General features: G+C 64.4%; 19 protein-coding genes and 1 pseudogene. 12 read left to right on the plus strand and 8 right to left on the minus strand.

What is annotated here, in order from left to right; all coding sequences use genetic code 11:
* Window positions 1-6 precede the first annotated feature (6 nt).
* The 4 genes from V0R59_RS06390 to rsd all read left to right on the plus strand — a co-directional run bounded on the left by V0R59_RS06390 (window position 7) and on the right by rsd (window position 3793).
* Entirely contained in the window at window positions 7-1137 is a 1131-nt protein-coding gene (locus V0R59_RS06390; RefSeq protein ID WP_330073735.1) for a uroporphyrinogen-III C-methyltransferase, read from the plus strand.
* Entirely contained in the window at window positions 1134-2372 is a 1239-nt protein-coding gene (locus tag V0R59_RS06395; protein WP_330073734.1) for a heme biosynthesis protein HemY, read from the plus strand. Before V0R59_RS06390 ends, V0R59_RS06395 begins: the two co-directional genes overlap by 4 nt.
* Before the next feature lie 198 nt (window positions 2373-2570).
* A complete protein-coding gene (locus tag V0R59_RS06400; RefSeq protein ID WP_330073733.1) occupies window positions 2571-3077 on the plus strand; it encodes a disulfide bond formation protein B in 507 nt (168 codons plus the stop codon).
* A 245-nt stretch (window positions 3078-3322) separates the two neighbouring features.
* Window positions 3323-3793: a sigma D regulator gene (gene rsd, locus V0R59_RS06405; protein WP_330073732.1), complete on the plus strand. Its 471-nt coding sequence runs from the start codon at window positions 3323-3325 to the stop codon at window positions 3791-3793.
* A gap of 28 nt (window positions 3794-3821) precedes the next feature.
* Here the strand turns inward: rsd and V0R59_RS06410 are convergent, their stop codons facing one another.
* The gene (locus tag V0R59_RS06410) at window positions 3822-4484 is read right to left on the minus strand and encodes an FKBP-type peptidyl-prolyl cis-trans isomerase (RefSeq protein WP_375547341.1); all 663 of its coding nucleotides are present in this window, start codon (window positions 4482-4484) and stop codon (window positions 3822-3824) included.
* A gap of 239 nt (window positions 4485-4723) precedes the next feature.
* On the opposite strand from V0R59_RS06410, the gene V0R59_RS06415 reads away from it, so the two are divergent.
* Window positions 4724-5842, plus strand: a complete 1119-nt coding sequence (locus tag V0R59_RS06415; RefSeq protein WP_330073731.1) for an AlgP family protein — start codon at window positions 4724-4726, stop codon at window positions 5840-5842.
* Here V0R59_RS06415 and V0R59_RS06420 read toward each other — a convergent pair.
* Complete coding sequence (locus tag V0R59_RS06420) at window positions 5818-6300, minus strand: TIGR02444 family protein (protein WP_330073730.1); 483 nt, start codon at window positions 6298-6300, stop codon at window positions 5818-5820. The two genes, V0R59_RS06415 and V0R59_RS06420, sit on opposite strands and share 25 nt — an antisense overlap.
* 50 nt (window positions 6301-6350) lie before the next feature.
* On the opposite strand from V0R59_RS06420, the gene V0R59_RS06425 reads away from it, so the two are divergent.
* From V0R59_RS06425 to V0R59_RS06435, 3 genes are all read left to right on the plus strand, one after another.
* Entirely contained in the window at window positions 6351-8261 is a 1911-nt protein-coding gene (locus V0R59_RS06425; protein WP_330073729.1) for an ATP-binding cassette domain-containing protein, read from the plus strand.
* Entirely contained in the window at window positions 8261-8848 is a 588-nt protein-coding gene (locus V0R59_RS06430; protein WP_330073728.1) for a mechanosensitive ion channel family protein, read from the plus strand. Before V0R59_RS06425 ends, V0R59_RS06430 begins: the two co-directional genes overlap by 1 nt.
* A gap of 85 nt (window positions 8849-8933) precedes the next feature.
* The gene (locus V0R59_RS06435; RefSeq protein WP_330073727.1) at window positions 8934-9566 is read left to right on the plus strand and encodes a LysE family transporter; all 633 of its coding nucleotides are present in this window, start codon (window positions 8934-8936) and stop codon (window positions 9564-9566) included.
* 48 nt (window positions 9567-9614) lie between these two features.
* Here V0R59_RS06435 and V0R59_RS06440 read toward each other — a convergent pair whose 3' ends face one another.
* Genes V0R59_RS06440 through V0R59_RS06455 form a run of 4 tightly spaced genes read right to left on the minus strand, consistent with a single transcriptional unit; the run spans window position 9615 to window position 12761 of the window.
* Window positions 9615-10361 (minus strand): penicillin-binding protein activator LpoB, encoded by a 747-nt coding sequence (locus tag V0R59_RS06440; protein WP_330073726.1) that lies wholly within the window; start codon window positions 10359-10361, stop codon window positions 9615-9617.
* Window positions 10362-10364: 3 nt separating this feature from the next.
* On the minus strand, window positions 10365-10955 hold the full coding sequence (gene lpoB / locus V0R59_RS06445; protein WP_316920449.1) for a penicillin-binding protein activator LpoB: 591 nt from the start codon (window positions 10953-10955) through the stop codon (window positions 10365-10367).
* Between the two features lie 19 nt (window positions 10956-10974).
* Window positions 10975-11346 carry a YcfL family protein gene (locus tag V0R59_RS06450; RefSeq protein ID WP_330073725.1) on the minus strand — a complete coding sequence of 124 codons (372 nt, stop codon included), beginning with the start codon at window positions 11344-11346 and terminating at the stop codon, window positions 10975-10977.
* 14 nt (window positions 11347-11360) lie between these two features.
* Window positions 11361-12761, minus strand: coding sequence for a COG3014 family protein (locus V0R59_RS06455; RefSeq protein ID WP_330073724.1), 1401 nt, complete (start codon window positions 12759-12761; stop codon window positions 11361-11363).
* A 325-nt stretch (window positions 12762-13086) separates the two neighbouring features.
* Here V0R59_RS06455 and V0R59_RS06460 point away from each other — a divergent pair, with 325 nt between their 5' ends.
* Window positions 13087-14982: a cytochrome c/FTR1 family iron permease gene (locus V0R59_RS06460; RefSeq protein ID WP_330073723.1), complete on the plus strand. Its 1896-nt coding sequence runs from the start codon at window positions 13087-13089 to the stop codon at window positions 14980-14982.
* Window positions 14983-15048: 66 nt separating this feature from the next.
* Window positions 15049-15513 (plus strand): YaiI/YqxD family protein, encoded by a 465-nt coding sequence (locus V0R59_RS06465; RefSeq protein ID WP_330073722.1) that lies wholly within the window; start codon window positions 15049-15051, stop codon window positions 15511-15513.
* 87 nt (window positions 15514-15600) lie between these two features.
* On the opposite strand, the gene elbB is transcribed toward V0R59_RS06465, so the two are convergent.
* Window positions 15601-16266: an isoprenoid biosynthesis glyoxalase ElbB gene (elbB, locus tag V0R59_RS06470; RefSeq protein WP_330073721.1), complete on the minus strand. Its 666-nt coding sequence runs from the start codon at window positions 16264-16266 to the stop codon at window positions 15601-15603.
* A gap of 113 nt (window positions 16267-16379) precedes the next feature.
* Between elbB and V0R59_RS32160 the strand changes: the two are divergent.
* Window positions 16380-17450: pseudogene (locus V0R59_RS32160) on the plus strand (sterol desaturase family protein); the annotation flags it as partial.
* Between the two features lie 57 nt (window positions 17451-17507).
* Here the strand turns inward: V0R59_RS32160 and V0R59_RS06480 are convergent.
* Window positions 17508-18152, minus strand: a complete 645-nt coding sequence (locus tag V0R59_RS06480; protein WP_330073720.1) for a DedA family protein — start codon at window positions 18150-18152, stop codon at window positions 17508-17510.
* 208 nt (window positions 18153-18360) lie between these two features.
* On the opposite strand from V0R59_RS06480, the gene hemB reads away from it, so the two are divergent.
* The gene (gene hemB, locus V0R59_RS06485; RefSeq protein WP_330073719.1) at window positions 18361-19371 is read left to right on the plus strand and encodes a porphobilinogen synthase; all 1011 of its coding nucleotides are present in this window, start codon (window positions 18361-18363) and stop codon (window positions 19369-19371) included.
* The last annotated feature ends 16 nt before the right edge of the window (window positions 19372-19387 follow it).

Consider the following 19387-nt stretch of genomic DNA (forward strand, 5'->3'; position numbering starts at 1 on the left):
GGATACGTGAGCGAAACAGCCTTGCCCAACGAAGATCAGCCAACGCCGTCCGAGGCTTCTACGAACCCCGCGCCTGCCTCCTCCGGCCGCTCCGGCAATGGCCTGGCGATCCTCGCCCTGCTGCTCGGCGCTGCCGGTGTCGCCGCGGGTGGCTGGGGCCTGTGGCAGGTGCGCCATCTGCAGCAGGTCAACCAGGACCAGGTCGAGCAGGTGCGTCAGTTGAACCAGCAGAGCGAAGCTCTGCAGGCGCGCGAACAACAGCTGTCGGCGCAACTGGATAGCCTGCCGCCGGCCAGCGAACTGGAAGATCGCCGCCGCCTGGTGACGCAGTTGCAAGGCGACCAGCAACGCCTGAGCCAGCGCCTGGAGACCGTGCTCGGGGCCAGCCGCAAGGACTGGCGCCTGGCCGAGGCCGAGCACCTGTTGCGCCTGGCCAGCCTGCGCCTGTCGGCGTTGCAGGACATCGCCAGTGCCCGCGCGCTGGTGGAAGGCGCCGACCAGATCCTGCGCGAGCAAAGCGACCCGGCGTCTTTCGCCGCCCGCGAACAGCTGGCGCGCAGCCTCGTCGCGCTGAACAGCACCCAGCAACCGGACCGTACCGGCCTGTTCCTCAAGCTCGCCGCGCTGCGCGAGCAGGTGGTGCAGCTCAATGTGCTGGCGCCGGAATTCAAGAACGATGGCGAATCCCTGTTCGGCCTCACCGCCGACGGCGATGGTGCGAGTCGCTGGTCGCAGTGGTGGGAGCAGATCTCGCGCTACTTCCGCATCGACTTCGATGCAGACAAGAACATCAAGCCGTTGCTCGCCGGCCAGGCCCTGAGCCAGGTGCGCCTGGCCCTCAGCCTGGCGCTGGAGCAGGCGCAATGGGCCGCGCTGAACGGCGAGGCCAAGGTCTACACCCAGGCTATCGACGAGGCGCGCAGCGTGCTGCTGGGCAACTTCAACAAGGACAACGAGCAAGGCCGGCTGATGCTGGAGCAGCTCAATGCGCTGGTGAAGGAACCGGTCACCGTGGTCACCCCCGACCTGGCCGAGAGCCTCTCCGCGGTGCAGGCCTACCTCGAACGCCGGCACCTGCCGGCCGAGGAAGCGGCGCTGCGCCAGCCGGGTGAAAAAGCCCAGGAGGCCACGCCATGAAACGAGCCTACCTCCTGGTGGTCGTGGCGATCGTCGTCGCGACCCTGCTGGGGATCGCCGTGGCTCGGCACAGCGGCTACGTGTTGATCGCCTATGACAGCTTCCGCTACGAGTCCAGCCTCTGGGCGACCTTGGGCCTGCTGGTGGGCATCGTGCTCGTGCTGTGGTTGCTCAAGGCGCTGATCGGCGCGGTGCTGCATTCCACCGGCGTGGTCAATCCATGGTCGCGGCGCAACCGTGGCCGGCGTACCCGCCTGGCCATCGAGCAGGGCCAGCTGGACCTGGCCGAAGGTCGCTGGGCCAGTGCCCAGCGTCATCTGCATCGCGCCGCCGAGGCCGAGCGCCAGCCGTTGCTGTATTACCTCGGCGCGGCCCGCGCGGCCAACGAGCTGGGCCGTACCGAGGACAGCGACAACCTGCTGGAGCGTGCGCTGGAGCGCCAGCCACAGGCGGAACTGGCCATTGCCCTGACCCATGCGCAACTGCAGGTCGACCGCGGTGATACCGATGCCGCCCTGGAAACCCTGCAGGCCATGCACGAGCGCCATCCGCACAATGCCCAGGTGCTGCGCCAGTTGCAGCGCCTGTACCAGCAGCGTGGCGACTGGCCGGCGCTGATCCGCCTGATGCCTGAGCTGCGCAAGGACAAGGTGCTCTCGGCCAAGGAACTGGCCGAGCTGGAACGTCGCGCCTGGGGCCAGAACCTGTCCCTGGCGGTGCAGCGCGAGGAAGATGGCCAGGCTGCCCGGCAATCGCTGGAGCGCGCCTGGCAGCAGTTGACCAACGCCCAGCGCCAGGAGCCGCAACTGGTCCTGGCCTACGCCGAGCAACTGCGCCAGCTCGGCGCGGAAAGCGAGGCGGAGGAAATCCTTCGCACTGCACTCAAGCGCGAGTATGAGAGTCACCTTGCGCGTCTCTACGGGCTGGTGCGCGGCAGTGACCCGGCCAGGCAGTTGCAGACCGCCGAGGGCTGGCTCAAGACCCATCCGGACGACCCGAGCCTGCTGCTGACCCTGGGTCGCCTGAGCCTGCAGAATCGTCTGTGGGGCAAGGCCCGCGACTATCTCGAAGGTAGCCTGCGCCTGCAACGCAATCCCGAAACCTGCGCCGAGCTGGCACGCCTGCTGGCCGGGCTGGGCGAGAACGAGCGCAGCAACGCCCTGTTCCAGGAAGGCCTCGGCCTGCTCGACGAGCGCCTGCTGGCGTTGCCGATTCCGGACCCGGTACGGGCCTGAGGCGATATCACGGGTCGGCCGCAAGGGTCGGCCCGTGGTTGGGTCGGTAAATAGTCGTGCAGCAACTTGTGGAAATTTCCTACCCGTTTCGGCGAAGTTTCCAATGAAATCAGAGACTTGTCCCGTTAGTTGCTTCTTGAAACAACGAGCCCCTTTCCTCTAACGTTGCCAAATGTCTTTTCCTGCCTTGGTCTTGCCATGCCGTTGGCCTGTCTGCGTACTTTTTTCTTCCCGGCTTTGCTGGCGTCCCTGCTGACCCTGTGTGGCGCGCTGTATCTCGAGTTCGGCCTAGGCCTGGACGCCTGCCCGCTGTGCCAGGGCCAGCGCCTGCTGCTGGCGGCGTTCTCGCTGACCTGCCTGGGTGCCTTGCTCCATCGGCCGGGAAACCTCGGCGAGCGCGTCTACCTTTGGGCCGGCCTGGCGCTGACCCTCGGCGGCAGCGCGCTGGCCGCGCGGCATGTCTGGTTGCAGGGCCTGTATGCGTCTCCAGAGTTGTCGTGCGAACAGTCGATGACCTACCTGCTGGAGCGCGGCACCCCCGTCGAATGGCTGCACGGCCTGCTGCTGGGGACGGCCGAGTGTGCACCGATCAACTGGAGCTTCCTCGACCTGAGTGGCCCGGAATGGAGCCTGCTGGCATTCCTCGGGCTCGCGGCACTGGTGCTGGCGCGCCTGATGGGCAGGCGCCGGGTGAACCCGGGCTGATCCCCGGGGTCATGAAAGGGTGTCCGCCGGCGTTTGAAACGACCGGCGGCGATGGGTCGCAGGATTAAACACTTGTATGAAACTAGTCGCCTGCGTACCTTGAAGCCTAGGGCGTGCGGGAATAATCTCCCCTCCACGCATTATCGAAAACACTGCTGCTCAATGCCGTTCTGCCGTAATTTCCTTGTGTATCGCCACTTGCGATACAGGGCGCAGGGGCACGACCCAAAAGGGATGAGACCGCCATGTTAGAGAGTTGTCAGAATGCTCAGGAGCGCTGGGGTGGGGTTCACAAGCTCATTGACCGCTGGCTGCGAGAGCGTGAGGAACTGGTAACCGCGTTCCGCGAGTTGCGCGATGCCAAGCCGGCATTCGCCGACAAATCATTGAACGGCCGCTTCTGCGAAATCCTCGTGGACTACGTGTCGGCCTGGCACTTCGAAATCTGCGAACAATTGATCAGTGAAGCCAAGGCCTTCGGTGATGATGGCGGCCTGGAGCTGGCGCAGCAGATCAACCCGCGTATCGATGTCAGCACCGAGCGAGCCTTGGCCTTCAACGACCATTGCAGCAAGGGCCAATGCACTGACAACGGGCGTTTTGCCGAAGAACTCAAGACGCTGGGTGGCCAGTTGCGCGAGCGCTTCGAGCTGGAAGACTGCCTGATCGAAGTGCTGCACACCGCGCACAAGGAAGAAGCGCCAGCTACCGTCTGACGCCACCTTCTGCAACGTTGCCGGCTGCTCAGTCGGCAACGTCGAGCAATTCGATCTCGAACACCAGTGGTGTGTAGGGTGCGATCAGGTCGCCCGCGCCATCGGCGCCATAGGCTTGCGCCGAAGGGATCACCAGGCGGTATCTCGAACCCGCCGCCATCTCCGGCAGCGCTGACTGCCAACCCGCGATCACGCTATCCAGGTTGAACCACTGCGGTTGATCGTTCTGGTCGAACACCGTGCCGTCCGGCAATTTCCCCACGTAACGCACCTTCACCTTGCCGTGTGCTTTTGGCTGCGCGCCCGCGCCGGCCTGCAACTGGGTCATCAGCACGCCATCGCTCAGCTCGCGCACGCCAGCCCGGCCACGTTCATTGGCGATGAAGCGGCGCTCGGCAGCCAGGGCCTGTTCTACGTGGGACTGGGCGACGGCGTCGTTGGCCTGCTGGTCATGCTGGGCGAGGATGGCATCGATGCGTGCCTGGGACAGCGCCAGTGGTTTGTTCTGGTAGGCCTGTTGCAGGCCTTCGATCAGTGCCTGCAGTTGCAGCCCCGGGACTTCCTCACGCAGGCGTTCGCCGAGGCTGGCGCCCAGGCTGTAGGCGAGATCGTGGTCCGAAGGTGTTGCGGCCGGCTCCGCCAGAACGGGAGGCAGCGTGAAGAGTAACGACAGCAGCAAGTAGCGCGGCACGGGCTGGCTCCGAAGATGGAAGGAAGAGTTGCAGCAGATTCGATTATGCCTGTTCGCCGGGGGCAAGTTTGTTAATTGTCTGCAGTCTGTAACACAGCAACTACACTTGTCCCGAGCTGCAGCTTCAGAACTTTGCCCAGGCATGCAACGCGGCGTCTTCTTTACTGTCAACATGCCCTAGCGGCGATAGCAGCACAGGTCTAGTATGAGCCGCAATTTCGTCAGCCAGGAGGAAAGCCATGTCGGCCAACAAGAAGCCAGTCAACACGCCGTTGCACCTGCTGCAACAACTCTCGGGCAGCCTGCTTGAGCATTTGGAAAATGCCTGCTCGCAAGCGCTGGCCGATGCGGAAAAACTACTCGCCAAGTTGGAGAAACAACGCGGCAAGGCTCAGGAAAAACTCCACAAGTCCCGTCTGAAACTTCAAGACGTCGCTGCCGCCGGTAAAGCCAAGGCACAGGAAAAGGCAAAAGGTGCGGTCGCCGAGTTGGAAGATGTACTCGAATCGTTGAAAGATCGTCAGGCCCAGACCCGTACTTATATCGTGCAACTGAAACGCGATGCCCAGGAAAGTCTGAAACTGGCCCAGGGCGTGGGCAAAGTTCGCGAAGCGGCTGGCAAGGCACTTTCTTCTCGCACTCCGGCCAAACCGGCTGCCGCCAAGCCGGCCGCCAAAGCTGCTGCTGCCAAGGCTCCTGCGAAACCTGCCGCCAAACCTGCTGCTAGCAAATCCGCCGCTGCCAAGGCGCCAGCCAAGGCCGCTGCCAAACCAGCCGCTGCCAAGCCCGCAGTGAAAACTGCCGCTGCCAAGTCTGCGGCGAAGCCAGCTGCAGCCAAACCGGTGGCTGCCAAGGCGCCGGCCAAACCTGCCGCGAAAACCGCTGCTGCCAAACCTGCTGCCAAGCCAGCAGCAAAACCCGCTGCTGCCAAGGCCCCGGCCAAGCCTGCTGCTAAAACTGCTGCTGCCAAACCGGCTGCTGCCAAGCCTGCGGCGAAACCAGCTGCTGCGAAACCGGCTGCTGCCAAGCCTGCTGCCAAACCGGCTGCCGCCAAGCCTGCGGCGAAACCAACTGCTGCCAAACCGGCCGCTGCCAAGCCTGCTGCGAAACCCGCTGCCGCCAAACCAGTTGCCGCCAAATCGGTGGCTGCCAAGCCTGCTGCGAAACCAGCTGCTGCCAAAGCACCGGCCAAGCCAGCCGTAGCGAAAGCACCAGCCAAACCTGCACCAGCCAAACCTGCCGCAGCAAAACCAGCCACTACCGCTCCAGCCGCGACCCCGGCGTCGGCACCTGCTGCTTCGCCAGCGCCAGCCGCTCCAGCCGCCACCAGCACTCAGTCGCCGACTTCGGCATCCTGAGTGATTCCCGTCACGGCGCGCAGCATCCGCAGCGCGTCGTGATCCCGGGAGGCTGCCGGCGCTAGCCGGACCAGCCAGCTCTCCGGCGGGGCGTTGTCCTCGTCCGGCCAGCCATCGCAAATCACCTGCAAGCGTTCCAGTTGCAGGCGCTCGGCATCCAGTTCAAGCCCTTTCAATCGTTCGCGCAGCGCTGCCAGTTGCGGGTCGCCAGTTGCCTGCGTACGCCACTGCTGGCGTAGTGCGCGCAACGGCTGCACTACCGATGATTGCCAGGGACCGGCCAACTGTCGCAGTTGGTCCAGTCGTTTATCGCTAACGCTCACCCGCCGCTGCTCAAGCCAGGCCGCGCACAGCAGCAGGCAGACATCCGCACCCTGCGCCTGCAATTGCAGGCAGGCCGCCTCCACGCCGGGACGGGCATAGAACCCGATGGCGAAATCCCACAGATCGGAGTGCATGGTCCTACTCGCGCCAGTTGCCATCGAAGCTGGTAGACTCCGCGGCCATTATGATCAGACTTTCGAACCTCACTTTACAGCGTGGTCCGCAACGCCTGCTAGAAGGCGCCGAGCTGACCCTGCACGCCGGCCAGAAAGCCGGCTTGATCGGTGCCAACGGTGCCGGCAAATCCAGCCTGTTCGCCCTGCTGCGCGGCGAGCTCACCCCGGACTCGGGTGACTGCCGGCTGCCTGGCGACTGGCGCATTGCCCATATGCGCCAGGAGGTCGACACCCTCGATCGCCTGGCCGTGGACTATGTGCTCGATGGCGACCTGCGCCTGCGCCAGGTCCAGGCCGATCTCGCCGCTGCCGAAGCCGCCCACGACAACACCGCCCTGGCGCGCCTGCACATCGAGCTCGACAGCGCCGACGGCTACACCGCCGATGCCCGCGCGCGCAAGCTGCTGGCCGGCCTGGGCTTCAGCAACGAGCAGATGGACCGCCGCGTCGGAGACTTCTCCGGTGGCTGGCGGATGCGCCTGAACCTGGCGCAAGCACTGATGTGCCCGTCCGACCTGCTGCTGCTCGACGAACCGACCAACCACCTCGACCTCGACGCGATCCTCTGGCTGGAAGACTGGCTCAAGGGCTATCCCGGCACCTTGCTGCTGATCTCCCACGACCGCGATTTCCTCGATGCCGTGGTCGACCACATCGCCCATGTCGAGCAGTGCAAGCTGACCCTCTACCGCGGCGGCTACACCGCGTTCGAGCGGGCCCGGGCCGAGCGCCTGGCGCAGCAGCAACAGGCCTACGAGAAGCAGCAGGCCCAGCGCGCGCACATGGAAAAATACATTGCCCGCTTCAAGGCCCAGGCCACCAAGGCGCGCCAGGCGCAGAGCCGGATCAAGGCCCTGGAGCGCATGGAAGAGCTGACGGCGGCCCATGTCGACTCGCCGTTCGACTTCGTCTTCCGCGAATCGCAGAAGATCTCCAGCCCGTTGCTCGACCTGTCCGAAGCTCGCCTGGGCTACGGTGACAAGACCGTGCTGGAGAAGGTCAAGCTGCAACTGACGCCGGGTGCGCGGATCGGCCTGCTCGGTCCCAATGGCGCGGGCAAGTCGACCCTGATCAAGAACCTCTCCGGCGAGCTGCAACCGCTTGCCGGGCGGCTGGTACGTGGCGAGAACACCTCGGTCGGCTACTTCGCCCAGCATCAGCTCGATTCGCTGGACAGCAAGGCCAGCCCGCTGCTGCACCTGCAACGCCTGGCCCCGACCGAGCGCGAGCAGACGCTGCGCGACTTCCTCGGTGGCTTCGACTTCCGCGGCGATCGTTGCGACGAGCCGGTGCTGAATTTCTCCGGTGGTGAAAAGGCCCGCCTGGCGCTGGCCCTGATTGCCTGGGAACGACCGAACCTGCTGCTGCTCGACGAACCGACCAACCACCTCGACCTGGAAATGCGCCTGGCGCTGACCATGGCCCTGCAGGAGTTCAGCGGCGCGGTGGTGGTGGTCTCCCACGATCGGCACCTGCTCAAGAGCACCACCGACGAGTTCCTGCTGGTCGCCGACGGCAAGATGGAGCCGTTCGACGGCGACCTCGACGACTACGCCCGCTGGCTGGTGGAGTATCGTCAGCGCAACGCGCCGGTGAGCAGTTCGCCGGTCAATCCGGACAAGACCGACAAGAAAGCCCAGCGCCAGGCCGCCGCAGCCCTGCGCCAGCAACTGGCGCCGCACAAGCGCCAGGCCGACAAGCTCGAAGCCGACCTGAACAAGCTTCATCAGGACCTCGCCAAGGTCGAGGCCAGCCTCGGCGACAGCGGCGTCTACGAGGCGGCGCGCAAGGACGAGCTGCGTGACTTGCTGGCCCGCCAGGCCCAGCTGAAGGGCCGCGAGGCGGAGCTGGAGGAAGCCTGGATGGCTGCCCTCGAAGTGCTGGAGAACATGCAGGCGGAGCTGGAGGCATTGTCCTGATGGAAGCGTTGCGCCAGATCCTGCCGGCGGAGTTGATTGGTCCCTTCTGGATGGGCCTGCAGATCCTGCTGATCCTGGTGGTGGCTTTCGTCCTGCAACGGCTGGTGGCGCGCAGTCTGCACAGCCTGGGCGAGCGCTATCCGCTGCCGCCGCAACTGATGATGCCGCTGCGCGGCGGTCTGCGCTGGCTGATCATGGGCAGCGCGCTGTTGTTCGTGCTGGAGCGCCTAGGGGTGTCCGCCACGGTGCTGTGGACCGCGCTGTCGGGTTTCGTCGCGGTAGCGGCGGTGGCCTTCTTCGCGATCTGGAGCGTGCTCTCCAACCTGCTCTGCGCGGTGCTGATCTTTACCGTCGGGCCGTTCCGCATCGGTGACGTGGTGGAACTGGTCGACACCACCGACAAGCCAGGCATCAAGGGCCGGGTCACGGCCATCAACCTGCTGTTCACCACCCTGGTGGAAATGCCCGAGACCGGCGGTGCGCTGGTGCAGGTACCGAACAGCCAGTTCTTCCAGAAATCCGTGCGCCGCTGGCGCGGTAGCGATGTGCTGCCGGTGATCGGCGAGAGCAAATCCAGCGACACCTGATCGCCTCCTGAAAAATTTCGTGGTGATTTTCTTGCAGGCGGATTAGCGTTGAGGCCTTGAACAAGATTCCTGGCCGAGGTGTGAGATGTCGCTGGAAACGTGGTTGGCCTTTTTTGCGGCCTGTTGGGTCATCAGTCTGTCGCCGGGCGCGGGGGCCATCGCCTCGATGTCCTGCGGACTGCAGTACGGATTCTGGCGTGGCTACTGGAATGCCCTGGGCCTGCAACTGGGCCTGATCCTTCAGATCGCGATCATCGCCGCCGGTGTTGGCGCGGTGTTGGCGGCCTCGGCCACGGCCTTCCATGTGATCAAGTGGTTCGGCGTGGCCTACCTGGTCTATCTCGCGGTCAAGCAATGGCGGGCGCTGCCGGCGGACCTGTCCGATGAGTCCGCCGTGCGACCGATCGGCAAACCCTTGAGCCTGGTGTTCCGCGGGTTCCTGGTGAATGTCAGCAACCCCAAGGCGCTGGTGTTCATGCTGGCGGTGCTGCCGCAGTTCATCAATCCCCATGAAGCGCTGCTGCCGCAGTACCTGGCGATCACCGTGACGATGGTCTGCGTGGATCTGCTGGTGATGGCGGGCTATACGGGACTGGCGTCGAAGGTGTTGCGCCTGCTGCGCACGCCGAAGCAGCAGCGGCGGATGAACCGTACGTTCGCGGGGTTGTTCATCGGGGCGGCGACCTTGCTGGCCACCATCCGGCGAGCGCCGGTCTGATGTAGTACTGGCCTCATCGCCGGCAATACCGGCGATGAGGCAGTGAACTCAACGCAGGATCTGCGCCGGCTCATCCGGCGGCAGGTTGTTCCGCGGGGCGTATTGCCCCTGGCCCTGCCCAGGTACCGGACCACCCAGCTGTTCGGCCATTTGCCGGGCCACGTCCATCCCCAGCTCCTTAGACACTTCCCGCACCACGCGCGGCCTGTTCAGGCTGATCTTCAGGTCCCGGCTCTTCACCAGCTTGGTGTCCTGTCCTTCACCCATGGCGGTGAACGCCGAGGTGATTTCATAGGTACGGGTGTTGATCAGGCTGAAGTCCGCCACCAGGCTCAGGCCCAGCACTGCCGAGTAGGCATTGGTGTTGTCGATGGCATTGACGTCCTGCTGGAAGTCGATGTCCGACAGGGTACCGAACAACACATAGTCGGCACCCTTGAAATCGCCGGCCTTGATGCGCTTGATGATGTCGTAGACATCGGTCTTGGCTCCGGTGATGTACGGCTTGCCCTGCACCAGCTGGAACATCCCGGACTTGAGGATCTCGCCCTTGATGTCACCGCTGAACTTGCGCAGCTCGGTCTGCTCGATGTAGCTGTCGCTGGCCTCGAACTCGGCGTAGCTGGACGAACTGTTGGCGTGGTACATGCTCGCGGAGGAATTGCTTTGCGCCGCGACGATGTGGATGTACTGCTCCACACGTTCCTGGTAGGCCAGGTCGGTGACCGCCACCTTGGGGGCCGCCTGCACGCCGAAGGCGCAGGCCAGGCCGAGAATACCCATCCATGCGCGCATTGATTAACGCTCCGTGGTCTTGCGGATTTCTTTTTCGTCCATCCATTCGGCCAGGCCGCTTTCGACGTCGACCAGTTGCAGGCTGAACTTGTAGAACACGTCCTTGTAGTCGCTGCTGCGCTTGACGATCGAGCTGATCGAACCTTCCAGGCGGTACTTGGCGGCGATCATGTTGCCGGTCTTGGCGATGGTGTTCTTCTTGTACAGGCCGCTCTGGTTCTGCAGCTTGAGCTGGTCGACCTGGCTGTCCATCTGGTTGTTGTCGCTGGCGAAGCGGGCGGTGCCGGACTTCATCAGCTGGGTCTTGATCGAGGTGGTGATCTCGCGGGTATCGATGTACTCGCTGGTCTTGTTCTTCACGTCGTACACCTGCACCACCGGACGGCCTTGCAGCACGCCGGACTGGGCCAGGGAGCGGGTCATGCTCTCGGCGATCATCTGCAGGTCGGTGGAGCCGAACTCGTTGGTCACCAGCTCGACGGCCTTGGTATCGCCGTAGCCGATGTTCTTGCCACCCAGGACAGGCGACGGGGAGGAGCAGCCGCTGGCCAGGGCAACGACAGTGGCGAGCAGGGAAATCTGGACGAACTTCATGGAAAACTCCGGGGCAGAATTACTGGGACTGGACTTCGAGACGGAAATCGGTGGCTTGTGGCACCGGCGCAATGGCCGGCAGCACGGTGGATTGCGAGCCATACAGGCTCAGGGCTTTCCAGCCCTCTTCATCGGCCACCGGGAAACCGTCGTTGCCCAGCCAGGCAAAGCGGTAGAGCAGGGTCTTGTTGCTGCCGCTGGTGTTGTTCAGCGCCACCTTGACGGTGAGGAAGCCGTTCTCGCGGGCGACCCGCATGGGACCGGTCTCGATGTTCTTCAGCTTGCCCATGACCACCACCTTGCTGGCGGCGCTGCCGGGAGCCGGTGGCGGCGGGGTGGCGCAGCCGGCCAGGAGCGCGGCGGCGAGGGCGAGGGTGAGTTTGAAACGCATGACGAGTCCTTCGTTTACTTGAGACTGGCGACGGCGGCAGCCGGCGCGGTGGGGGTGACGACGTGGGCGGCCTGGCCGGCGGCATAGACCTGGTTGCCCACCACGCGCAGGGCGACGACCTGATATGGACGATCGACCTTCACGGTGACCTTGCTGCCACCCAGGCCCGACGGCAGGCTCAGCTGGTGCTCGCCCTGGCCCAGGCGCACGCGGGTGACCCGGGTTTCGTTCGGCAGGGTGCGCCAGGTGCGGGTATCGGCGCCTTCGGTGACCGCCGAGGCGATACCCATGACCAGGCCGGCCATCGGGTTGACGTCGTTGATCTGTTTTTGCGCCACGCCGCGGGTGACCGCGCGCACGGTGGTACGCAGGATGATCCCCGGCATGTCGTCGCGCAGGGCGCGGCGGGACATGGCGGACGTGCTGTTGAGCGCGGTCAGGTCCAGCGTCTTGTCGTCCAGGTTGATCTGGCCGACGGTGGCGGTGGAGGTGTCCTCGCGCATGATCGGGAACGACAGCGGGGTGATCACCAGGTTGCCGCTGATCAGCAGTGGCAGCGGGATGCGGATGGAGTCGCGGGCCGGGGCCAGGCCGCTCTGCACCACGATCAGCACGTCGCTTTCCTTGTCGTTGCGCTTGCCTGCGCTCTTGTCCAGGTCGAGTAGCGCCTGCTCCAGCAGCGGGGTGTTGGGCAGCAGTTCGGCGGCCTTGCGGTAGCCCGGCGCGGCGAGGCCCTGTTCGCCGAGGGCCTCGTAGACGTAGCCGGACAGGTAGTGGCTGAAGGCGCTCTGGTAGCTGTTCTTCAGGTTGATGACTTCCGGGGCGTCCAGAGCGGCGACCGGGTAGCCCTTGAGGTCCTTGTACTCGGTCTTGACCCCTTCCTTGTCAGCTTCTTCCTCGCGCTTGAGGTATTCCTTGTCGCGCAGCTCGGCGATCACCGCTTCGCGTTCGTGGGTCTTCTTGATCTCGGTACGGGCGCCGTCGAAATCGTTCTGCGCCAGCAGGTTGAGGGCCATCTGCGTGGTCAGCATGACCTTTTCGTAGTCATAGCCTTCGTAGCGGCGCACCTTGTCGTTGACCAGGTAGCTGCCGAACTGGCTGAGGTACTTGGCGGTGTCGAGCTTTACCGACTCTTCCCACTTGAAGACCATGCCGTCGGCTTCGCGCCAGGCGCTCTGGCTGCCGGCCAGGTCACCCTTGGAGCGCAGCAGTTCGCCCTTTTCGAACCAGTAGAGCAGGTCCTTGTCCTCGCCCTTGTTGTTCTTCTCCAGCACGGCGAGGGCGGCGTCGACATTGCCGGCGCTCAGGTGCTGGTTGGTTTCCTTGAGTTCGTTGTCGTAGCTGCGGAAGACCGCGCAGCCGGTCAGTTGAGTGGCCACGAACAGTGTGGCAAGCGTGAGGACGCGGGATTTCATTACTTCTTCCCTGAGTGTTGGCGGAGTCTTTTCGAATCGATACGTCCGAAAAGTTATTATTTGTCTTTCACAAATTCCGAATGGCTATATCGAAAGGCGTGACGTATTAGGCGCGATTTCCCTGCGAGCCAGGCGCACCGAGTTGTTACAACCAGTGAGAGCCATCAGAGGTGCCATTATCCCCGAAGTGCTGGACGAACGGTATTTTTCCCCGTGATGAAAGTGGCAATTAATGAAATTGTTGCTAATTTTTACGATTCGCCTTGAGCCCGCCCGGACGGCGGTGAACAATATTCGCCTCATCGACGACGTCCGAGACTGTCCCATGATTTCCCCCTCCCGCTTGATCGCCTGGCTGCTGTGGCCAGTGCTGGCCCTTGGTAGTGCCGCGGCACTGGCCGAACCTGTCGAGGGAGCGGCGAAGGCCCTGCACCTGCTGGATTACATCGGTGCCGACTACCCGGCGAGCGTCGAGTCGGGCAAGGTCATCGACGAGGCCGGCTATCGCGGGCAGCTGAAATCCATCGACACCCTCCAGGGCGTGCTCGCCGGCTTGCCCGAGCGCCCGCAGCGCAAGGCGCTGGAGGACGGCGTGACGGTGTTGCGCCAGGCGATCGACGCGCGTCAGGACAGCGCCGGCGTGACCCGCCAGGCGCGGCAGCTCGGGGCCGAGCTCGCGCTGGCCTACGAGGTCGCCCTGGCGCCCTTGATCACCCCCGATCCAACCCGCGGTGCGCCGCTGTATGCCCAGCATTGCTCGGTCTGCCACGGTGACAGCGGGACCGGCGATGGCCCGGCGGGTGTCGGCCTGGAGCCTGCGCCGAGCAACCTGCGCGACGCCGCACGGCTCGATCGCCTGAGCCTCTACGACCTCTACAACACCCTCGGCCTTGGCATCGAAGGCACTGACATGCCGTCCTTCGCCGACCAGCTCGACGAACGCCAGCGCTGGGACCTGGCCACTTACATCGCCAGCTTCACCGCCGACCCGGCCAAGGCCGCCGGCGACAAGACCTTCAGCCTGGGCGACCTGGCGCGCCAGACGCCGGCTGAAGTCGAAGCCAGCCAGGGCCATGATGCGCTGTCGACCTTCCGTGCCCAGCGGGCCAAGCCACCGCAAGTCAAGCGCGGCCCGGGGCAGTTGCTCGACTACACCGCCAGCACCCTCGACAAGAGCCTGGTGGCCTACCGGGACGGCGACCACGAGCAGGCCTATGACCTGTCGGTGGCGGCCTACCTGGAGGGCTTCGAACTGGTGGAAAGCTCCCTGGACAACGTCGACAGCGTCGTGCGCAAGGACACCGAGAAGGCCCTGATGGCCTACCGTCAGTCGCTGCAGGACGGCCTGCCGCTGGAGCAGGTGCAAGGCAAGCTGGGCCTGGCCAAGGCCAAGCTCAAGGAATGCGCCGGCCTGCTCGGTGGCGATGGCCTGAGCTGGTCGCTGAGCTTCATTTCCGGCCTGTTGATCCTGCTGCGCGAAGGTCTTGAGGCGATCCTGGTGCTGGCGGCGATCCTCGCCTTCCTGCGCAATACCGGCCAGCAGGCGGCGGTGCGCAGCGTCAATATCGGCTGGGGCCTGGCGCTGGTGGCGGGCTTCGCGACCTGGGCGCTGGCGGCCTACGTGATCGACGTCGGTGGCGCCCAGCGCGAACTGCTGGAAGGCTGCACGGCGATGTTCGCCTGCGTGATGGTGCTCTGGCTCGGCGTGTGGATGCACGACCGCCGGCACGCTGCTGCGTGGCAGGGCTACATCAAGAGCAGCCTGGTCGGCGGCGGTGGTCGCTTCGGCTTCGCCGTGCTGTCGTTCTTCTCGGTGTACCGCGAGCTGTTCGAAGTGATCCTGTTCTACGAAACCCTGTGGCTGCAGGCTGGCCCTGCGGGCCACCAGGCGGTGCTGGCCGGTGGCGGCACGGCGCTGGTGCTGCTGGTGGGTCTGGCCTGGATCATCCTGCGCGGCTCGGCCAGGCTGCCGCTGTCGCTGTTCTTCAGCATCAACGTGGCGCTGCTGTGCGCGCTGTCGGTGGTGTTCGCCGGACATGGCGTCAAGGCGCTGCAGGAAGCCGGCATCTTCGGTACTCACCCGGTGCCATTCTTCGACTTCGATTGGCTGGGCATCCACGCCGACCTTTACTCGCTGTCCGCCCAGGCGGCAGCGCTGCTGGCCATCGTCGTGCTCTACGGGCGCAGCTGGCTGGCCTCCCGTCGCGTGACGGCGTCCTGATTTGAAGCGGGGCGGGCAAGCAGCGATACTGCCCGCCCGTTTCAAGTCGTTGTGGAAAACTCCCTCATGCGTGTCTGGATCGACGCCGATGCCTGTCCGAAGCTGGCCAGGGATCAGGTCGTCAAATTCGCTCTAAAGCGTCAGTTCGAAGTGGTGATGGTGGCCGGTGGCCCTCAGGCCAAGCCGCCGTTTGCCCTGGTGAAGCTGATCGTCGTGCCCAGCGGGATGGATGCTGCCGACGATTACCTGGTCGAGCACGCGGTGCCGGGGGAACTGGTGATCTGCAGCGATGTGCCGCTGGCAGACCGCTTGATCAAGAAGGGCGTGGCCGCGCTGGACCCGCGCGGGCGAGAGTTCGACGAGCGGAACATGGGCGAGCGGCTGGCGGTGCGCAACCTGTTCACCGACCTGCGCGAGCAAGGGCAGGTCGGGGGCGGCCAGGCGGCCTATGGGGACAAGGACAAGCAGGCGTTCGCCAATGCGCTGGACCGGATCCTGACGCGGCTGGTGAAGCAATTCCCCGATTCATAAGGCCGCCGCACACTGTAGGAGCTGCGTTAGCTGCGAAGGACCGCGTTGCGGTCCTTCGCAGGCAAGCCAGCTCCTACAGTCTGTTGATTATTCCCCTTCGTGGGTCAGCTCCAGCACCCGGTCCACCAGCTTGTAGATCCCGCCCGCCGCCTCACTGATCGACTGCGCCAGCATGTAAGCCGGGGTACTCACCAGCTTGCGCTGGGTATCTTCGACGATGTCATGCACATCGCACTCTTCATGGGTGCCGCCCATCTTGACGATGGCCGCGCTGGTCTCGGCGTCGGTACCGATGGTGCAGACCACGCCGGGTCCGTAGATCTTCGCCGCCAGGGCCGGTGAGATGCAGATCAGGCCGACCGGCTTGCCCGCTTCGGCGAAGGCTTCGGCCAGGGCCAGGACATCCGGGTGCACGCTGCAGCCCGGACCATCGATGGCGAAGCTCGACAGGTTCTTCGCCGCACCGAAGCCGCCAGGCACGATCAGCGCGTCGAAATCATCGACATCGGCCTCGCGCAGGTCCTTGACGTTGCCGCGGGCGATCCGCGCCGACTCCACCAGCACATTGCGCGATTCGGGCATTTCCTCGCCGGTCAGGTGGTTGATCACGTGCATCTGCGCGATGTTCGGCGCGAAGCACTGCACCTGGGCGCCACGCTGGTCGAGGCGCAGCAGGGTGATCACGCTCTCGTGGATTTCCGCGCCGTCGTAGACGCCGCAGCCTGACAGAATCACAGCCACTTTTTTAGTCATGCTTCCTACTCCCGTTTCGAGGCGCTAAATGTCGTCTAGTTTGGCAGTTGTCGCCATAGGGATTACAGCTTTGTAGGCCTAATCTTGATCCATTGCCTGAAAATGGACCTGCCATGGACTTCATCCTGTATGCCGTGCCGTTTTTCTTCGTGCTGATCGCCGTGGAACTGCTTGCCGACCGCTGGCGGGGCACGCGCAATTACCGCGTGGCCGATACCGTCAACAGCTTGAGTGCCGGGGTCTTGTCCACCACGTTCGGCCTGCTGACCAAGGGCGTTGGCCTGGTGACCTATGCCATCGCCGTCGAGCATCTGGCGCTGTTCCAGTTGCCCGCCGAGGCCTGGTGGGTGTGGGTGGCAGCCTTCGTCGCCTACGACTTCTGCTACTACTGGCTGCACCGTTTCGGCCATGAACGCAACATCCTCTGGGCCGCGCATTCGGTGCATCACCAGAGCGAGGACTACAACCTCTCGACCGCCCTGCGCCAGACCAGCACCGGCTTCCTTCTGTCGTGGATCTTCTACTTGCCGCTGGCGGTGCTGGGCGTGCCGCTGCTGGTATTCGTCAGTGTCGGCGCGCTGAACCTGCTGTACCAGTTCTGGGTGCACACCCGGCATATCCCCAAGCTGGGCTGGTACGAATGGCTGTTCGTCACGCCGTCCAATCATCGCGTCCACCATGCACAAAACCCTCTGTACTTGGATCGCAACTATGGCGGTGTGTTCATTATCTGGGACCGCCTGTTCGGCACCTTCCAGCCCGAGGAGGATGCCGAACCGGTGATTTTCGGGGTGACTACGCCGCTGGCCAGCTGGAACCCGCTGTGGGCCAACCTGCAGTTCTACGCCCAGTTGTGGAGCGATGCGCGGCGCGCGGAACGCTGGCAGGACAAGCTGCGCATCTGGTTCATGCCCACCGGCTGGCGCCCGGAGGATGTGGCGCGGCGTTATCCACAGGCCAGGCAGGACCTGGCCAATTTCCGCAAGTTCGAGGTGCCACTGGCCTGGCCGCGGCAGGTCTACGTGGTGTTGCAGTTCGCCGTGTACGTGGCGCTGGGCAGTTACCTGATGAACGCTGGCGCGGGGTTGCCGCAGCCGGCCTTGCTGCTCGGTGCGCTGGTGATGGGGTTTGGGTTGTTCGTGCTGGGGGCGGCCCTGGAGAACCGCCCCTGGGCCATGCGCCTGGAGTTGCTGAGACTGGCGCTGTGCCCGCCTGCTTTCGCCCTGGCGGGCTGGACCGGCTTAGCGCCGGTCACCACCTTCGGATGGGTCTTGCTGATCGCTTACAGTCTGCTCAGCCTTGTTGGCCTGTATATCAGCCGCTTCCTGCCTGGCGATACGCGCAGCCTTGAAGCGTCGGCGCAGCCACAGGCAGCCACCGAGCAGCAGCAGGCCGCCGAGCACCCATAGCTCGTATTTCTTCACGTTGCCCAGCAGGCCTTCGAGAATGGCGCCGAAGTGATAGGCGGCGGCGCCGAGGGCCAGGGCCCAGATCGCCGCGCCGATGCCGTTGAGCAGCAGGTAGCGCCGCGGCGGATAGCCGGACAGGCCGATCGCCACCGGCATCACCGTGCGCAGGCCGTAGACGAAGCGGAAGCTCAGCACCCAGATATCCGGATGGCGGCGCACGTGCTCCAGGGCCCGGTCACCCATCATCTGCCAGCGCGGCTTGCGCGCCAGCAACTTGCGCCCATGCCGACGGCCCATGAAGTACCAGAGCTGGTCGCCTGCATAGCTGCCGAAGAAGGCCACCAGCACCACCAGGTTGATATCCATGTATCCGCGGAACGCCAGGAATCCGGCAAGCACCAGGATGGTCTCGCCTTCAAAGAACGTACCTAGAAAGAGGGCAAAGTAGCCAAAATCTTGCAGGAATTGTTGAAGCATTTTCGGGATGCTGGCGAAATGAACGCGCAGCCTACCCCTTCGAGCGCTCTTGGGAAAGTGTCCAAATGTGTCTCGACGTGAACAATTCCTACAGGGGACAATGCCTGCGTCTGTAGGTCGCAGGGTTATCCCCGCCTGTCACACAAGCGTCATAATGGCCGCTTATAACTGTCGCGCCCGCCTGTTCGCGCGGGCTCAGGAGTCTGCCGTGAGCTTTACCCCTGCCAATCGCCTGTTCCCCGCTACCCGCCTGCGTCGCAACCGCCGCGACGATTTTTCCCGTCGCCTGGTTCGTGAGAATGTTCTGACCGTCGATGACCTGATCCTGCCGGTATTCGTGCTTGACGGTGAAAACCGTCGTGAGGAAGTCGCCTCCATGCCGGGCGTCGAGCGCCTGAGCATCGACCTGCTGCTGGAAGCGGCGGCGGAATGGGTCGACCTGGGCATCCCGGCCCTGGCCCTGTTCCCGGTGACCCCGGCGGAGAAGAAATCCCTCGATGGCGCCGAAGCCTGGAACCCCGATGGCATCGCCCAGCGCGCCACCCGCGCACTGCGTGCCCGTTTCCCCGAGCTGGGCGTGATCACCGACGTCGCCCTCGACCCGTTCACCACCCACGGCCAGGACGGCATCCTCGATGAAGAGGGTTACGTCCAGAACGACATCACCGTCGACGCCCTGGTCCGCCAGGCCCTGTCCCATGCCGACGCCGGCGCCCAGGTGGTGGCCCCTTCGGACATGATGGACGGTCGCATCCAGGCCATTCGCGAAGCGCTGGAACTGGCCGGCCACGTGAATGTCCGCATCATGGCCTACTCGGCCAAGTACGCCAGCGCCTATTATGGTCCGTTCCGCGATGCGGTCGGTTCGGCGCTCAATCTGGGCAAGGCCAACAAGGCTTCCTACCAGATGGATCCGGCCAACACCAACGAGGCGCTGCATGAAGTGGCGGCCGACCTCAGCGAAGGCGCCGATATGGTCATGGTCAAGCCAGGCATGCCGTATCTGGATATCCTTCAGCGGGTCAAGGACGAGTTCAAGGTACCGACCTTCGTTTACCAGGTCAGTGGCGAATACGCGATGCACATGGCTGCGATCCAGAATGGCTGGCTCTCCGAGGGCGTCATTCTCGAATCGCTCACCGCTTTCAAGCGAGCGGGCGCCGACGGCATCCTCACGTACTTCGCCGTACGTGCCGCACAATTGATGAGAGGGCAGTAACGCCCTTCAGGAACGC

This window comes from Pseudomonas ulcerans (assembly GCF_036324125.1).
In the GTDB taxonomy this organism is placed as follows: Bacteria; Pseudomonadota; Gammaproteobacteria; order Pseudomonadales; family Pseudomonadaceae; genus Aquipseudomonas; species Aquipseudomonas ulcerans.

Bases quoted from the DNA above. Each gene is read 5' to 3' on its own strand.
- V0R59_RS06480 (WP_330073720.1), bottom strand. From the start codon at position 18,152: ATGCTTCAACAATTCCTGCAAGATTTTGGCTACTTTGCCCTCTTTCTA.
- lpoB (WP_316920449.1), bottom strand. From the start codon at position 10,955: ATGAAGTTCGTCCAGATTTCCCTGCTCGCCACTGTCGTTGCCCTGGCC.
- V0R59_RS06395 (WP_330073734.1), top strand. From the start codon at position 1,134: ATGAAACGAGCCTACCTCCTGGTGGTCGTGGCGATCGTCGTCGCGACC.
- V0R59_RS06400 (WP_330073733.1), top strand. From the start codon at position 2,571: ATGCCGTTGGCCTGTCTGCGTACTTTTTTCTTCCCGGCTTTGCTGGCG.
- rsd (WP_330073732.1), top strand. From the start codon at position 3,323: ATGTTAGAGAGTTGTCAGAATGCTCAGGAGCGCTGGGGTGGGGTTCAC.
- elbB (WP_330073721.1), bottom strand. From the start codon at position 16,266: ATGACTAAAAAAGTGGCTGTGATTCTGTCAGGCTGCGGCGTCTACGAC.
- V0R59_RS06435 (WP_330073727.1), top strand. From the start codon at position 8,934: ATGTCGCTGGAAACGTGGTTGGCCTTTTTTGCGGCCTGTTGGGTCATC.
- V0R59_RS06465 (WP_330073722.1), top strand. From the start codon at position 15,049: ATGCGTGTCTGGATCGACGCCGATGCCTGTCCGAAGCTGGCCAGGGAT.
- V0R59_RS06450 (WP_330073725.1), bottom strand. From the start codon at position 11,346: ATGCGTTTCAAACTCACCCTCGCCCTCGCCGCCGCGCTCCTGGCCGGC.
- V0R59_RS06430 (WP_330073728.1), top strand. From the start codon at position 8,261: ATGGAAGCGTTGCGCCAGATCCTGCCGGCGGAGTTGATTGGTCCCTTC.
- V0R59_RS06425 (WP_330073729.1), top strand. From the start codon at position 6,351: ATGATCAGACTTTCGAACCTCACTTTACAGCGTGGTCCGCAACGCCTG.
- V0R59_RS06440 (WP_330073726.1), bottom strand. From the start codon at position 10,361: ATGCGCGCATGGATGGGTATTCTCGGCCTGGCCTGCGCCTTCGGCGTG.
- V0R59_RS06415 (WP_330073731.1), top strand. From the start codon at position 4,724: ATGTCGGCCAACAAGAAGCCAGTCAACACGCCGTTGCACCTGCTGCAA.
- V0R59_RS06455 (WP_330073724.1), bottom strand. From the start codon at position 12,761: ATGAAATCCCGCGTCCTCACGCTTGCCACACTGTTCGTGGCCACTCAA.
- V0R59_RS06460 (WP_330073723.1), top strand. From the start codon at position 13,087: ATGATTTCCCCCTCCCGCTTGATCGCCTGGCTGCTGTGGCCAGTGCTG.
- V0R59_RS06420 (WP_330073730.1), bottom strand. From the start codon at position 6,300: ATGCACTCCGATCTGTGGGATTTCGCCATCGGGTTCTATGCCCGTCCC.